Here is a 13,535-nt window from a genome sequence, read left to right on the forward strand (position 1 = left end):
TGAAGGAGCCGACCATGAACGCACGTACTCCCACCAATCTGCTGCAGCCACAGGATGCGCTGCAGCACATCACCGAGCAGTGGGACCAGAGCATCGTCCCCGAGCTGACGAACTACATCACCATCCCTGCCAAGTCGCCCATGTTTGCCCCGGACTGGGAGCAGCAAGGCCATATCGCCACCGTATTGCGCAACGCTGCAGCCTGGGTGGAAGCGCAAAAAGTGGCCGGGCTGAAGCTGGAAGTGATTCAGCAGCCGGGTCGCACGCCGGTCATCTTCTTCGAGGTGGAAGGTACGGCCGAGAAGGCCTCGACCAGCCCCACGGTGCTGATGTACGGCCACCTCGACAAGCAGCCCGAGTTCGAAGGCTGGCGCAGCGACCTGGGTCCTTGGACGCCCAAATACGAGGACGGCAAGCTCTATGGCCGTGGCGGAGCCGACGACGGCTATGCGGTCTATGCCAGCGTGGCGGCGATTCAGGAGCTCAAGCGCCAGAACGTGCCTCATCCGCGCATCGTGGCCATCATCGAGACCTGCGAGGAAAGCGGCTCGGCCGATCTGCTGCCTTATGTGGATGCCTTGCGCCCGCGCCTGGGCGATGTGGGTCTGGTGATCTGTCTGGACAGCGGCGCCGGCAACTACGACCAGCTGTGGCTGACCACCAGCCTGCGCGGCATGGCCAGCGGCACGCTCAAGGTGCAGATCCTCACCGAGGGCGTGCACTCGGGCGATGCCTCGGGCGTGGTGCCCTCGTCCTTTCGCATCATGCGGCAGGTGCTGGATCGTCTCGAGGACAGCAAGAACGGCCGCGTGCTGCCGCAGAGCTTTCACTGCGAGGTGCCGGCTGAGCGCATGGCGCAGATCCGCGCCACGGCGGAGATCCTGGGCGAGGACGCCTATGCGCGCTTTCCTTGGGCGCATTACGACTGTGGCGGCTCGGCCCGTGTGTCTCTGCCCACGACCACCGATCCCGTCAAGGCTCTGGTGCGCCGCACCTGGGAGCCCACGCTGAGCGTGACCGGTGTGGAGGGCATGCCCAATCTGCAAAATGCCGGCAATGTGCTGCGCCCCTACACGGCCTTCAAGCTCAGCCTGCGCCTGCCGCCGCTGGTCGATGCCGCAGCCTGCGTGCAGGAGATGAAGGCGCTGCTGGAGGACAACGCGCCCTATGAGGCCAAGGTGACCTGGGAAGGCCTGTCCAGCTCCAGCGGCTGGAATGCGCCGGGCATGGACGGCTGGTTCGAGAATGCGCTCAATGCCGCCAGCCGGGCCCATTTCGGCGCCGGTTGCGGCTATATCGGCCAGGGCGGCACGATTCCGCTGATGAACATGCTGAGCAAGGGCTTTCCCAAGGCGCAGATGATGGTCTGCGGCGTGCTGGGCCCCAAGAGCAATGCTCATGGCCCCAACGAGTTCCTCCATGTGCCCTATGCCAAGAAGCTCACGGCTTCGGTGGCCGAGGTGATTGCCGCCATGGCCCGCCATCAGACGGAGCCGGCGCAGGCCTGACGGAAACATTGAGAAGACAGCCGCTGGCGCTTGTATCCAAAGCATCTGGCGCTATCTTATTTGATAGCGGCATGGCCGGTTTCCGTGGTCGGACAGGGGGCAGCCACTGTTGACGCGCGCTGGCGGCGGCTGCATCCTGCAAACTCTTGCCAGCCTGAAGAGATCGTGCATGACGCCCACCGACTCCAGTACTCATCCGTCCCGGCTGCTGCATATGGCCGCATCGGACGCCACCCAGCTTGCGCTGCGCGACTGGCCGCTGGCGCCGGGCGTCAAGCCCCGAGCCCAGGTGCTGCTGGTGCATGGCCTGGGCGAGCACAGCGGCCGCTATGCCGCGCTGGCGCAGCGGCTCAACAACCTCGGCTTTGCGGTGCGGGCCTATGACCAGTACGGCCACGGCCTGTCGGGCGGGCCGCAGGGCGGCCTGACCAGCGATATGCGCTTGCTCGATGATCTGGCGGTGGTGCTGGACGCCACGCGTGCCGCCATGCCCAAGCATCAGCCCCTGGTGCTGCTGGGGCACAGCCTGGGTGGACTGGTGGCAGCAGATTTTGTCGCTTCGGGGCTGCGCCATGTGGACGGGTTGGTGCTGTCCTCTCCGGCGCTGGCCCTGCATCTTTCGGCGGTGCAGAAGGCGCTGGTGGCGAGCCTGCCCAGACTGCTGCCCAATCTGCGCGTGGCCAATGGCGTGCAGTCCGCCCATCTCTCGCATGATCCGGATGTGGCTTTGGCCTATGACGCCGACGCACTGCAGCACCGGCGCATCAGCGCCCGGCTGGCGCGCTATATGGCCGAGGGCGGCCGCCATGTGCTGTCCAAGGCGCCGGCCTGGTGCGTGCCCACGCTGCTGCTGTGGGCGGGGGAGGACAAGCTGGTCAACCCGGCCGGCAGCGCCGCCTTTGCCGCCCAGGCACCACGCGATCTGGTGCAGTCCCAGTGCTTTGAGACGGCCTATCACGAGATCTTCAACGAGAGCCCTGAACTTGCCGCGCCGGTATTTGCGCGGCTCGAGCAGTGGCTGGACCAGCGCTTTCCCACGGCTTGAAGATCACAGCAGGGGCTGCGGCTGCTTGCGGCCTTTTTCCACGGGGTTGGCACGCAGTTTTTCCGCCGGGTAGGGGCGCAGAAACTCCTTGGCCTTGTTGACCTTGGCATTGAGCCAGGCGTCGTATGCGCCTTCGTTGAGGATGGCTGGCATGGCCTTGTCGTTGCCGGGCTGGCCGTAGCGGTTCATCAGCGCATGGGCATTGGCATTGATGGTGATGAGGGCGTAGCTGACGATGACCTCGCCGTCCTCGCCCACCCAGCGTGCCCAGACGCCAGCGGCGCCCATGGGCTGGTTGTCCACACGGGTGATGCGGGTGGGCAGGGGCTTGCCGGGGCGCAGGTCGTCGACCTGAAAGGCCTGCATGGGCACGATGCAGCGCTGGCCAGCCAGCCAGGCATCGCGAAACGCCGTTCCCGTGGTCAGATTGTCTATCTTCGCATTCACCAGCTTGAGTGCGCGCAGGCGGCCGTCAGACGCGGATTTGACCCAGTGCGGCACCAGGCCGAAGCTGGCGGGCACCAGCACACGTTCCACCGGCAGTGCAGGCGCTCCTTCTTCGGGAGCTGTAAACGTTCGGCCGTGCAGTGCTGCGGAGGATTCTGCGGCTGCATTGACGATGATGAGACCCATGCGCCGCGGGGTCAGTACGGCCTCGGGCAGAGACTCGGGAGCCTCCACGCGAAAGTTCTGCAGATAAAACTCGGGCTTGGCCAGAGAGAGGTGACAGCTGCTCATTGATTTACTCCAGGGCCAGCAGGGACAGGGTGGCAACAGATGCCGTTTCGGCGCGCAGCACGCGGGAGCCGAGGCTGGCAGGTTTCCAGCCCTGCTCCAGGGCCCAGTCTTCTTCCTGGGCGGTCAGGCCCCCTTCGGGGCCATGCAACACCCAGACTGCTTGGGCATCGCCGGCGGCGGCGCGCAGCGGCTGATTGCCCTCGCGCAGCGACAGCACCAGACGCGCTGCGTCGGCCGCAGGCGCTTGCTTGCTGCGCAGCCAGTCGGCCAGCGACTGGGGCGCGTGAATCTCGGGCACCTGGTTGCGGCCGCATTGCTCGCAGGCCGAGACGGCAATCGACTGCCAGCGCTCGATCTTCTTGTCGGCGCGATCGCCCTTGAGCTTGAGCACGCTGCGAGCCGCCATCACGGGCTGAATGCTGGCAACGCCCAGCTCGGTGGCTTTTTCCACCAGCCAGTCCATGCGCTCGTTGGCGGGCATGCCCACGACGAGGTGAATGGCACGGGCGGCTTCACGCTCGACCGGACTGTGGCTGTCCACGCGCACGCCGACATCGCTGCGGCCCATATGGGTGATAGTGGCTTGAAACTCGCCACCGGTAAAACCGTTGCCAGTCTGGCCCTCAAACAGGGTGATGACATCGCCGGGCTGGTGGCGCAGCACCTGCACATGGCGGGCAGCACCTGCAGGTAGGTCCAGCTCATTGCCGATGTGCAGTGGAATAGGGCAGTGATAGCGCGGCATAGGGAAAAATTCGGGGTTCGTGATTCATGGTGCCACGCAGAGTCCGTAGCTCGCAAAACTGGCGCTGAATCACCTCAGGGACGCCAAGCAAGGGCCGCCCTGCAGCGAGGGCGTCGTCCCCCTCCCGGATTGCGAAGCAAAGCGAGAGAGGGGGAAGCGGCAAAGCCGCTCAGGGGGTGTTTACATTCTTCCGTAGGCGTAACCGACCTGCGTCTGGATGCCCTCGATCTCGTCGATCAATTTGAGGAACGGGCCCAGCGCGCGGTAGCGGTTGCAGGTGGAGCGGATGTAGTGGATGAAACGAGGCGCATCGGCCAGATACTTGGGCTTGCCGTCGCGCAGCGTCAGGCGCGCAAAGATACCCGCAACCTTGAGGTGGCGCTGCAGACCCATCCATTCGACCCCACGGTAGAACTCGCCGAAGTCATCACCCCAGCCGCTGGCGCTGTTGGCGCCCACCAGGCCGGCCTTGCGGGCCTTTTCCCAGTAACGGATGGTGATGTCGATGATGAAATCCTCTTCCCAGCTGATGAAGGCATCGCGCAGCAGGCTGGCGATGTCATAGGTGATGGGGCCGTAGACGGCATCCTGGAAGTCCAGCACGCCCAGCGGCGCGCCGCTTGCCACAGGCTGCATCAGGTTGCGCATCATGAAATCGCGGTGCACATAGACGCTGGGAGCCTGCAGATTATGGGCGACGATCTGATCGAAGGTCTTGTCGAGCAGGGCCTGCTGCTTGTCGTCCAGCGTGAACTGACGGTGCTTGGCGATGTACCAGTCGGGAAACAGCTGCAGCTCGCGGCGCAGCAGCGCTTCGTCATAGAGAGGCAAGCTGCCGGTATTGCCGGCCTTGGAGGCCAGTTGCCAGTCCAGCAGGACCTCGATGGCGGAGCGGTACCAGGCTTCGGCATCCTGGGGCTTTTCGGGGTTCAGAGCCTCGATGACGGTCTGACCTCCCAGGTCGCTCAGCAGCATGAAGCCGTGGCCGGCATCCCAGTCCAGAATCTGCGGCACGCACAGGCCGGCCTGGTTCATCAGGCCCTGAACCTTGGCAAAAGGCGCGCAGTCTTCCTTGTCGGGCGGCGCGTCCATGACGATCAGGCTGTTGCCATCGCTGCGATCCAGACGCAGATAGCGGCGAAAGCTCGCATCGGCCGAAGCGGGGCGCAGGGTTGCGGGAAGCAGCTGGTGCTTTTGAGCCAGCGGTGCCAGCCAGGCGTCGAATGCGGCGTGGCGGGCAGAATCTGCCCAGGCAACGCCAACTGTGGGGGTGATAGGAGCGGTCATGGATAATCGGATTTTACAAACCGATGCCGCCGCATCTGTGGACAGTGGTGCTAGGCTCTCGGTTTTCTGTTGACGTGTGCCTGGGCACGCGCGCTTTTGACGTTCAAGATCATCGTGCAATCCCCATCCCATCCGCGAGATTTCCTACCTGCCTACCCTGCCCGTTCAACGCGTGCGGGGGCTGCTCGGCCGGTGATTCGTCCTCTGGCATGGGCTGTGGCACTGGCATGGGCGGGTGCTGGCATGCAGGCCTATGCCCAGTCGACTGAAACGACAGCATCGTCCTCCGCCAACGTTGCGGGCGAGTTGCCCGCGCTGCAACTCAAGTCCAGCAGCCTGTTGCAGGAGAGCTATCCTCAGGAAGTGCGCGACCAGCAGCCCACCTATATCAAGGGTGATAGCCTCTCCGGCCAGCCCGATATCAAGGCCTCGGTCCATGGCGAGGCCGAGCTGCGCCGCGGTGACACCATGATCCGAGCGGACAAGCTCGACTATGCGGTGCCGGACGACAGGATCAACGCCGTGGGCTCGGTCCACATCAACCAGGCCGGCAATGTCTATGAGGGAACAGCGCTGGACCTGCAGATGGATGCCTTCAAGGGCCAGTTCGACAATGCCAACTATCGCTTTCTGGCCACGGGGGGGCATGGCGAATCGTCGCGCGTAGACTTTATCGACAAGGATCGTTCGGTCGTCCATGACGCCACCTACACCACTTGCCAGCGCGATGACGAGGCCAGCTGGGAGCCGAGCTGGGTGCTCAAGGCCAAGACCATTCACCTGGACATGGACGAAGAGGTGGGCGTGGCCGAAGGCGCCAGACTGCAGTTCAAGGGCGTGACCGTTCTGCCCGTGCCGCGCATGAGCTTTCCGCTCTCTGACAAGCGCAAATCGGGCCTGCTGCCACCCATGATCGGCATGGACAAGCTCGGCGGCATCGAGTACTCGCAGCCCTATTACTGGAATATCGCCCCCAATCGCGATATGACCATCACGCCCTCGCTGATGACCAAGCGCGGCGTGAACCTGACGGGACAGTTCCGCTATCTGGAGCCCAGCTATTCGGGCGAGACCTATGCCAGCTACATGCCGGGCGACAATCTGCGCAACCGTGATCGCTGGGGCTATTCCTGGCAGCATCGCACGACCATTGATACACCTGTCGGTGGCCTGGGGCTGAACCTCAATCTGAACCGCGTCAGCGACGGTGATTACTGGCGCGACTTCCGCCTGGCTCCCGTGGCGCTGCGCCAGCGCCTGCTGCCCAGCACGGTCAATCTGAGCTGGGCCAAGGGCGATGGGGCGCTGAGCCTGAATGTGCTGCGCTATCAGGTGCAGCAGGATGTGACTTCGCCGATTGCGCCGCCCTACAGCATGGTGCCGCAACTGCAGTACCGCTATACGCCGCTGGACCTGCCTCATGGGCTGGATTTCTCCGTGGTGGCCGACACCACGCGTTTCGAGCTGATCCGCCCCATCACGGGACAGGTCGGCAACAACGGCCAGCGAAGCTATGTGCAGGCGCAGCTGAGCCGGCCATTCCTGTCTCCCGGCGCCTTCATCACGCCCAAGCTGATGCTGCATACCTCCATGTATCAGACCGATCAGCTGATGAGCAACGGCAGCAAGAGCGCCAACCGGACCTTGCCCACCTTCAGCCTGGACAGCGGCCTGATCTTCGAGCGCGACACCTCCTGGTTCGGCAAGAATCTGCTGCAGACCTTCGAGCCCCGGGCCTTCTACACCTATACGCCCTATCGCGACCAGAGCATGCTGCCGCTCTATGACACGGGTCGCAGCGACTTCAACTTCGCGAGCATTTTTTCCGAGAACGACTATGTCGGCCAGGACCGCATTGCCGACAACCACCTGATGACCCTGGGCGCGACTTCGCGCTTCATCGACCCCGAAAGCGGTGCCGAGAAGCTCAAGTTCGCCGTGGCCCAGCGCGTTCGCCTGTCCGATCAGCGCGTGCTGCTGCCTGGAGAGGTGGCAGCCACCAGCAAGCTGTCCGATATCCTGCTGGGCGCGGCCTTCAACTGGACCGACAAGTGGTCGCTGGAAGGCACGACCCAGTACAACAAGGACTTGAATCGCACGGTCCGTACCACGGCCACCGCGCGGTACAGCCCGGGCAACTATCGCACCTTCAACATCGGCTACCGCACGCAGCTGGATACGGTCACCAAGAAGCCCTCCAGCGAACTGGTGGACGTGGGCTGGCAATGGCCCATCAACGACCTCTGGGGTGACAAGGGCAAGGATCTGGGCGCCGGTCGCGGCCAGGGCGGCGGCCGCTGGTATGCCGTGGGCCGCCTCAACTATTCCATCAAGGACAACAAGCTGGTGGATACCGTGGTCGGCCTGGAATACGACGGTTGCTGCTGGATTGGCCGTGTAGTGCTGGAGCGTCTGCAAAGCTCGGTCATCCAGTCCAATCTGCGTCTGCTGTTCCAGATGGAGTTCGTGGGCTTCTCGCGCCTGAGCTTTGGTGCCGATCCTACGGCCAGCCTCAAGCGCAACGTGCCGCGCTATCAATATTTGCGTGAGGCGGTGACTCCGCCCAGCCGCTTTACCAATTACGACTAATCAAGGCTTTTTTCATGCGTTTTTTCTCCAAGACATCCAATGCATGTGCTGTTGCCGTGGCACTGGCTGTAATGGCTGCCGGTGTGCAGGCCCAGGGCCTGAAGAGCCCCGGCAGCAAGGCCAAGGCTGCCAATGACTCCTCCATCTCGCGCGCATTGGAGGCTACGGCCCAGCCCTCGGGGCGTCAGGCTCCGGCAGCCGCACAGGGTGTTCGCTCGGCCGACTACATCGTGGCCGTGGTCAATTCCGAGCCCATCACCAACAACGAAGTGCGTGCGCGCATGGAGCGCGTGGCGCAGAACGTGACCGAGCAGGGCGGGCAGCTGCCCTCCCAGAGCGAGCTGGCCCGCCAGGTTCTGGAGCGCCTGATTGTCGAGCGCGTGCAGTTGCAGGAAGCCAAGGACACGGGCATCAACATTGACAACATGACGGTCGATCAGGCCGTGGCCAATGTGGCACGTCAGAACAATACCGACAAGGCCGGCCTGGTGTCGCGCCTGAAGGCCGAAGGGATTTCCGAAGCGCAGTTCCGTTCGGAGATCCGCAACCAGATGCTGATGCAGCGCGTGCGCGAGCGTGATGTGGACGGCCGCGTCAAGGTCACGGAAGCCGACATCGATCGCTATCTCAAGGAGCAAAAGCGCCCCGGCGATGCGGCGGCGGGTGCCGCAGCCAATCTGGGCCATATCCTGATCACCGTGCCGGAAAACGCCAGCCCTGCCGTGGTAGCGGAGCGCGAAGCCAAGGCCAGGCAGGCTGCAGAAGCGGCGCGCAAGAACCCCGACTTCATCGCTGCCGTGCGTGAGTTCTCGGATGTGCCCAATGGCCAGGGCGGCGGCGCCATGGGTATGCGCCCCATGAGCGATTATCCCGAGCTGTTTTCTCAGCAGGTGGGCAACGCGGCAGTAGGCGCCATCGTCGGTCCGTTTCGTTCGGGCGCTGGTTTCCACGTGCTCAAGGTGCTGGAAAAATCTCAGGCCGGAGCACCTGTATACATCACGCAGAACCACGCACGCCATATTCTGCTGACCGTAGGCAATGGCATGACCGAAGCCCAGGCTGCCAAGCGTCTGGAGGACTACAAGCGTCGTGTTGAATCCGGTCAGGCCACCTTCCAGCAACTGGCCCAGGAGTTCTCCAAGGACGGCAGCGCGCGCAATGGCGGTGATCTGGGCTGGTCCTCGCCCGGCCAGTTCGTGCCCGAGTTCGAACGCGTGCTCGATAACCTGCAGCCGGGCCAGATCAGCAACCCCGTGGTGTCGCGTTTCGGCGTGCACCTGATCCAGCTGATCGAGCGCCGCCAGGAAAAGCTCACCGAGCGCGAGCAGCGCGAGATGGTGCGCAACGTGGTGCGCGAGCGCAAGGCCGAGCAGGACTACGAAACCTGGCTCAAGGAACTGCGCGGCAAGGCCTTTGTGGAATACCGAGAGCCACCCCAATAAGCCCATTCAATCCGCTTGAAGTGCCCGGTAATGTCATCATTGCGCACCGGGCATCGGAGCTCCCCCCATTCCAAGCGGTGCCCAGGCACCGCTTTCGCATTCATGAAACATATTCCCCGCAAGCGCTTTGGCCAGAACTTTCTGACCGACGGCGCCATCATCGACAACATCGTCCAGGCCATCGATCCCAAGGCGGGCGAACCCATGGTCGAGATCGGCCCTGGTCTGATGGCGCTGTCGCAGCCCCTGGTCGAGCGCCTGGGCAAGCTCACCGTGATTGAGCTGGACCGCGACCTGGCGGCCCGTCTGCGTCTGCGCGACGATCTCGACGTGGTCGAGTCCGATGTGCTCAAGGTGGACTTCCGCGCGCTGGCCGCACGTCTGGGCGTGGCCAAGCTGCGCGTGGTCGGCAACTTGCCCTACAACATCTCCAGCCCCATTCTTTTCCATCTGCTGGAGCAGGTGGATGTGGTGCAGGACCAGCACTTCATGCTGCAAAAGGAAGTCATCGACCGCATGGTGGCCGACGCCGGCACCTCGGCCTACGGCCGTCTGTCGGTGATGCTGCAGTGGCGCTACGCCATGGAGGATGTGCTGTTCGTGCCGCCGGGCAGCTTTAATCCGCCTCCCAAGGTCGATAGTGCCGTGGTACGCATGATTCCGCGCGAGCAGCCTGCGGATCTCGATCCCAAGCTGCTGGAAGAGCTGGTGCAGGTCGCTTTCAGCCAGCGCCGCAAGATCCTGCGCAACACCCTGGGCAAGTGGCTGGAAGCCAAGGGCTTTGCCGGCGAGTTCGATCTGCAGCGCCGTGCGGAAGAAGTGCCGGTCGCCGAATTCGAAGCTCTGGCGGCACAGCTTTCCTGAATTTAAATAAAAATGCATCAATCGCTAGCTGAGTAAGCGATTGATGCTACTGATTTAATAGTTCAGTCAGTGGCCTGCAGCGCATCGCCCAGTGCATTGATCAGCCGCTCGATCTCGGCCTGCTCGCTGATGAAGGGCGGTGCCAGCTGAATCGTGTCGCCGCCATAACGCACGTAAAAGCCGGCCTCCCAGCATTTCATGGCGATCTCGTAAGGGCGCCTGGCGGGCTCGCCAGGCAGTGATGCAATCGTGAGGCCTGCCGCCAGGCCGATATTGCGGATGTCCAGCACATGCCTGGCGCCCTTGAGGCTGTGCACGGCCTGCTCGAAAAAAGGGGCCAGCGCGCGCACGCGGCCCGGGCCGTCTTCGCGCTCCAGCAGATCCAGTGCTGCAATGGCTGCCGCACAGGCCACGGGATGGGCCGAATAGGTATAGCCGTGGGCAAATTCCAGCATGTACTGAGGCCCTCCGGCCGCCATGAACTGGTCATAGATGGTGGGAGTGACCACGCAGGCTCCCAGCGGCTGGGCGCCGTTGCTGACCTGCTTGGCGATATTCATGATGTCCGGCGTCACGCCAAAGGCCTCGGCCGCCGTCATCGCGCCGAGGCGGCCAAAGCCCGTGATGACCTCATCGAAGATCAGCAGGATGTCGTGCTGGGTGCAGATTTCGCGCAAACGCTGCAGATAGCCAGCGGGCGGAATCACCACCCCGCCCGAGCCTGACATGGGCTCCACGATCACGGCGGCGATATTGCTGGCGTCATGCAGGGCGATCAGATCGAGCAGCCGGTCTGCCAGGGTACGGCCATCGGTCTTGGGCTGACCCTTGAAGAACGAACCCGGTGGCGGCTGAGTGTGCGGCAGATGGTCGGCTTCGACCCCTTGGCCGAACATCTTGCGGTTGCCCCCCATGCCGCCTACCGAGATACCGCCGAAGTTCACGCCGTGATAGCCCTTCTCGCGCCCGATCAGCCGGGTCTTGCTGCCCTGGCCCCTGGCGCGCCAGTAGGCGCGCGCCATCTTCAGCGAGGTGTCGGCGGCTTCCGAGCCCGAGCCGGTGAAGAACACATGTTCAAGCCCCTGGGGCATCAGCGCCACGATGCGGTTGGCAAGCTCGAACGAGGCAGGGTGGCCGAACTGGAAGGCGGGAGAGTAGTCGAGCTGCAGCGCGGCTTGGCCAATGGCCTCGGCGATCTCGCGGCGGCCATGGCCCAGCCCCGAGCACCACAGGCCCGAGAGGCCGTCGAAAATGCGCCGGCCATCGGCATCGCTGTAGTAGGCGCCTTGGGCGCCCGTGATGATGCGGGGCCTGGCCTTGAAGTTGCGATTGCCGGTGAACGGCATCCAGTGGGCGCTCAGCCATTGCTCGTCGTGGCGATTGAGGTCTGCGGAAGTCTGGCGGTCTGCAAGCTGCATGGGAACTCCTTGGATTCCCGGCCATTGTTGGCCTTGAGGCCGGTTTGGCAAATAGCCGCAAACCCATGGGCGTGAGGCCGAATTGGCATGTTCTGCATGACTTATCCACAGACGCCGCTGGTTTTGTAGAGCTGATCCCCTATGACTTCCAGTCGTGAGTTGTCAAAAAACCAGAAAAATCCTGGGATGCGCAATATTTATTAATGGCTTATGCAAAGGCTTGTGCACATGATTTCTACAGATCATGAAGATGGCCGTTGCAGTCGCCCAGCGTGGCCAGGGAGCGCAACAGCCATTGCGCAAAAGTGGCGGGGTGGTCGGTGTTCATAGGCGGCTCTCAGGCGCTCAGCGCTTGTCCATCAAGCACCTGTTGCTCACGCTTTTTCAGGCGGCGCTCCCAGACTTTTTCATGGAAGAAGAAGGCAAAGGCCTGTACCGTGGGCTCCAGCAGGCTCAGCGTCAGCGAGGCAATCAGATTGCCGGTCACGGCATAGGCGACGCAGGCGGCCACGGTGATGTGGATCACGTAGTAACTGGCAGTCTTGGTCAGCGTGAGCTGGTTCTGGCGCAATGTCTTTATCAAGCGTGTCATCTGTTTCTCCCTGAGCGATGAATGAATGGTAGGGAGGAGGGCGATGAATTTCCAATTGAGAATCATTACCATTGTGATAGTGCCTACAGGCTGCTGCGAGATGAGCGGCTTGCTAAGCTGTGTGCTGGGGTTTGATTGAAATTGGCTGTCAGCCATTGCCTGATAAGCGTTGACAGCTATTGATTTGAGAGTTTTTGATGCCGGAGTCGATGCCAATCCAGCTGCGCGCGTTGGGCGTGGATGATGTGGATGCCCTGCTGCGCATACAGGAGCATTGCTATGGCGCGGACTTTGCCGAGCCGCGCGAAGTGTTTGTGCGCCGTTTGCGCACCGCCGGGCATTGTTCCTGGGCGGCCGAGCAAGGGGGCAAGCTGGTAGCCTATCTGGCGGCCTACTGGTCGCGCCCCGGGTCCATCACGCCGCTCAATGGCGACTTTGCCGAATATGACGACGCCAGCGTGCTCTATCTGCACGATATGGCCGTGTCCGAGGCCGCTGCCGGCCAGGGCCTGGCGCGGCGCATGGTGCAGGCCCTGAAGGCGCAGGCCAGAGCACGCGGCGTGCAGCGCACGGCACTGGTTTCGGTGCAGGGCTCACGGCTTTACTGGGAGCGTCAAGGCTATGTGGTCGAATCCGTGACAAATGCTGCGCAGCAACAACATTTGGACAGTTACGGCGAAGGAGCGCTCTATATGGTGGGATTTATCTGACACATCGTCGGGTTGGGACAAGGATAATGCCCGCCATGCCCAATCGCTGGAAACCCAATGTGACTGTCTCGGCCATCATCGAACGCGATGGCCGTTTTTTGCTGGTGGAAGAACAAACGGCGGATGGACTGCGTCTGAACACGCCGGCCGGTCATCTCGACCCTTCCGAAAGCCCTGTGGATGCCTGTGTGCGCGAAGTCATGGAAGAGACGGCCTACAGCTTCACGCCCACGGCTCTGGTCGGCATCTACATGAACCGTTTTGTGCGCACGCGCACGGGATCGGACATCACCTATCTGCGCTTTGCCTTCACGGGCGATCTGGGCATGCACCATGCCCAGCGCCATCTGGACGACGGCATCGTGCGCAGCGTCTGGCTCTCGCTCGACGAGCTCAAGGCCACCGAGCATCTGCATCGAAGCCCCATCGTGCTGGAGTCGGTGGGCGATTATCTGGCCGGCCAGCGCTATGACATAGGTCTGATCCATGCCGATGCCAGCATCTACAAGGTGCCGCAGCTCACGCGCCCGGTACCTGAAGAGGCCGGTGCGACACTGGACGATGTGCTGGTGCAGGTTCACTGATTTCTGCGACGAC

12 protein-coding genes are annotated in these 13,535 nt (G+C 63.0%); 7 read left to right on the plus strand and 5 right to left on the minus strand.

All coding sequences use genetic code 11. The annotated features are described in order from the left end of the window. Positions 1-14: 14 nt before the first annotated feature. Positions 15-1,508 carry a M20 family metallopeptidase gene (locus DFO48_RS13790; protein ID WP_114863735.1) on the plus strand — a complete coding sequence of 498 codons (1,494 nt, stop codon included), beginning with the start codon at positions 15-17 and terminating at the stop codon, positions 1,506-1,508. Positions 1,509-1,677: 169 nt separating this feature from the next. Continuing rightward, the gene (locus DFO48_RS13795) at positions 1,678-2,553 is read left to right on the plus strand and encodes an alpha/beta hydrolase (RefSeq protein WP_114863736.1); all 876 of its coding nucleotides are present in this window, start codon (positions 1,678-1,680) and stop codon (positions 2,551-2,553) included. A 3-nt stretch (positions 2,554-2,556) separates the two neighbouring features. Here DFO48_RS13795 and DFO48_RS13800 read toward each other — a convergent pair whose 3' ends face one another. From DFO48_RS13800 to DFO48_RS13810, 3 genes are all read right to left on the minus strand, one after another. Then, on the minus strand, positions 2,557-3,291 hold the full coding sequence (locus DFO48_RS13800) for an SOS response-associated peptidase (protein ID WP_114863737.1): 735 nt from the start codon (positions 3,289-3,291) through the stop codon (positions 2,557-2,559). A 4-nt stretch (positions 3,292-3,295) separates the two neighbouring features. After that, positions 3,296-4,036 (minus strand): 16S rRNA (uracil(1498)-N(3))-methyltransferase, encoded by a 741-nt coding sequence (locus DFO48_RS13805; RefSeq protein ID WP_114863738.1) that lies wholly within the window; start codon positions 4,034-4,036, stop codon positions 3,296-3,298. A gap of 180 nt (positions 4,037-4,216) precedes the next feature. Beyond that, on the minus strand, positions 4,217-5,323 hold the full coding sequence (locus tag DFO48_RS13810; RefSeq protein ID WP_114863739.1) for an aminoglycoside phosphotransferase family protein: 1,107 nt from the start codon (positions 5,321-5,323) through the stop codon (positions 4,217-4,219). 243 nt (positions 5,324-5,566) lie between these two features. On the opposite strand from DFO48_RS13810, the gene DFO48_RS13815 reads away from it, so the two are divergent. From DFO48_RS13815 to rsmA, 3 genes are all read left to right on the plus strand, one after another. Then, entirely contained in the window at positions 5,567-7,912 is a 2,346-nt protein-coding gene (locus tag DFO48_RS13815) for an LPS-assembly protein LptD (RefSeq protein ID WP_233506398.1), read from the plus strand. 14 nt (positions 7,913-7,926) lie between these two features. After that, positions 7,927-9,354, plus strand: a complete 1,428-nt coding sequence (locus tag DFO48_RS13820; protein ID WP_114863740.1) for a peptidylprolyl isomerase — start codon at positions 7,927-7,929, stop codon at positions 9,352-9,354. 102 nt (positions 9,355-9,456) lie between these two features. Further along, positions 9,457-10,218 carry a 16S rRNA (adenine(1518)-N(6)/adenine(1519)-N(6))-dimethyltransferase RsmA gene (gene rsmA / locus DFO48_RS13825; protein ID WP_003072305.1) on the plus strand — a complete coding sequence of 254 codons (762 nt, stop codon included), beginning with the start codon at positions 9,457-9,459 and terminating at the stop codon, positions 10,216-10,218. A gap of 62 nt (positions 10,219-10,280) precedes the next feature. On the opposite strand, the gene DFO48_RS13830 is transcribed toward rsmA, so the two are convergent. Both DFO48_RS13830 and DFO48_RS13835 read right to left on the minus strand, forming a co-directional pair. Then, positions 10,281-11,636 (minus strand): aspartate aminotransferase family protein, encoded by a 1,356-nt coding sequence (locus tag DFO48_RS13830; protein WP_114863741.1) that lies wholly within the window; start codon positions 11,634-11,636, stop codon positions 10,281-10,283. Positions 11,637-11,973: 337 nt separating this feature from the next. After that, positions 11,974-12,228, minus strand: coding sequence for a DUF2061 domain-containing protein (locus DFO48_RS13835; RefSeq protein WP_003072311.1), 255 nt, complete (start codon positions 12,226-12,228; stop codon positions 11,974-11,976). Positions 12,229-12,425: 197 nt separating this feature from the next. Here DFO48_RS13835 and DFO48_RS13840 point away from each other — a divergent pair, with 197 nt between their 5' ends. Together DFO48_RS13840 and DFO48_RS13845 are read left to right on the plus strand one after the other, a co-directional pair. Beyond that, the gene (locus DFO48_RS13840; RefSeq protein WP_114863742.1) at positions 12,426-12,938 is read left to right on the plus strand and encodes a GNAT family N-acetyltransferase; all 513 of its coding nucleotides are present in this window, start codon (positions 12,426-12,428) and stop codon (positions 12,936-12,938) included. A gap of 26 nt (positions 12,939-12,964) precedes the next feature. After that, complete coding sequence (locus DFO48_RS13845) at positions 12,965-13,522, plus strand: NUDIX hydrolase (RefSeq protein ID WP_003072317.1); 558 nt, start codon at positions 12,965-12,967, stop codon at positions 13,520-13,522. The last annotated feature ends 13 nt before the right edge of the window (positions 13,523-13,535 follow it).

Origin of the sequence: Comamonas sp. AG1104 (assembly GCF_003350425.1) — a bacterium.
GTDB lineage: Bacteria > Pseudomonadota > Gammaproteobacteria > Burkholderiales > Burkholderiaceae_C > Comamonas > Comamonas testosteroni.

Excerpts from the sequence above, each read along its gene's own strand:
- DFO48_RS13790 (WP_114863735.1), top strand. The coding sequence starts at position 15 with ATGAACGCACGTACTCCCACCAATCTGCTGCAGCCACAGGATGCGCTG.
- DFO48_RS13795 (WP_114863736.1), top strand. The coding sequence starts at position 1,678 with ATGACGCCCACCGACTCCAGTACTCATCCGTCCCGGCTGCTGCATATG.
- DFO48_RS13800 (WP_114863737.1), bottom strand. The coding sequence starts at position 3,291 with ATGAGCAGCTGTCACCTCTCTCTGGCCAAGCCCGAGTTTTATCTGCAG.
- DFO48_RS13805 (WP_114863738.1), bottom strand. The coding sequence starts at position 4,036 with ATGCCGCGCTATCACTGCCCTATTCCACTGCACATCGGCAATGAGCTG.
- DFO48_RS13810 (WP_114863739.1), bottom strand. The coding sequence starts at position 5,323 with ATGACCGCTCCTATCACCCCCACAGTTGGCGTTGCCTGGGCAGATTCT.
- DFO48_RS13815 (WP_233506398.1), top strand. The coding sequence starts at position 5,567 with ATGCAGGCCTATGCCCAGTCGACTGAAACGACAGCATCGTCCTCCGCC.
- DFO48_RS13820 (WP_114863740.1), top strand. The coding sequence starts at position 7,927 with ATGCGTTTTTTCTCCAAGACATCCAATGCATGTGCTGTTGCCGTGGCA.
- rsmA (WP_003072305.1), top strand. The coding sequence starts at position 9,457 with ATGAAACATATTCCCCGCAAGCGCTTTGGCCAGAACTTTCTGACCGAC.
- DFO48_RS13830 (WP_114863741.1), bottom strand. The coding sequence starts at position 11,636 with ATGCAGCTTGCAGACCGCCAGACTTCCGCAGACCTCAATCGCCACGAC.
- DFO48_RS13835 (WP_003072311.1), bottom strand. The coding sequence starts at position 12,228 with ATGACACGCTTGATAAAGACATTGCGCCAGAACCAGCTCACGCTGACC.
- DFO48_RS13840 (WP_114863742.1), top strand. The coding sequence starts at position 12,426 with ATGCCGGAGTCGATGCCAATCCAGCTGCGCGCGTTGGGCGTGGATGAT.
- DFO48_RS13845 (WP_003072317.1), top strand. The coding sequence starts at position 12,965 with ATGCCCGCCATGCCCAATCGCTGGAAACCCAATGTGACTGTCTCGGCC.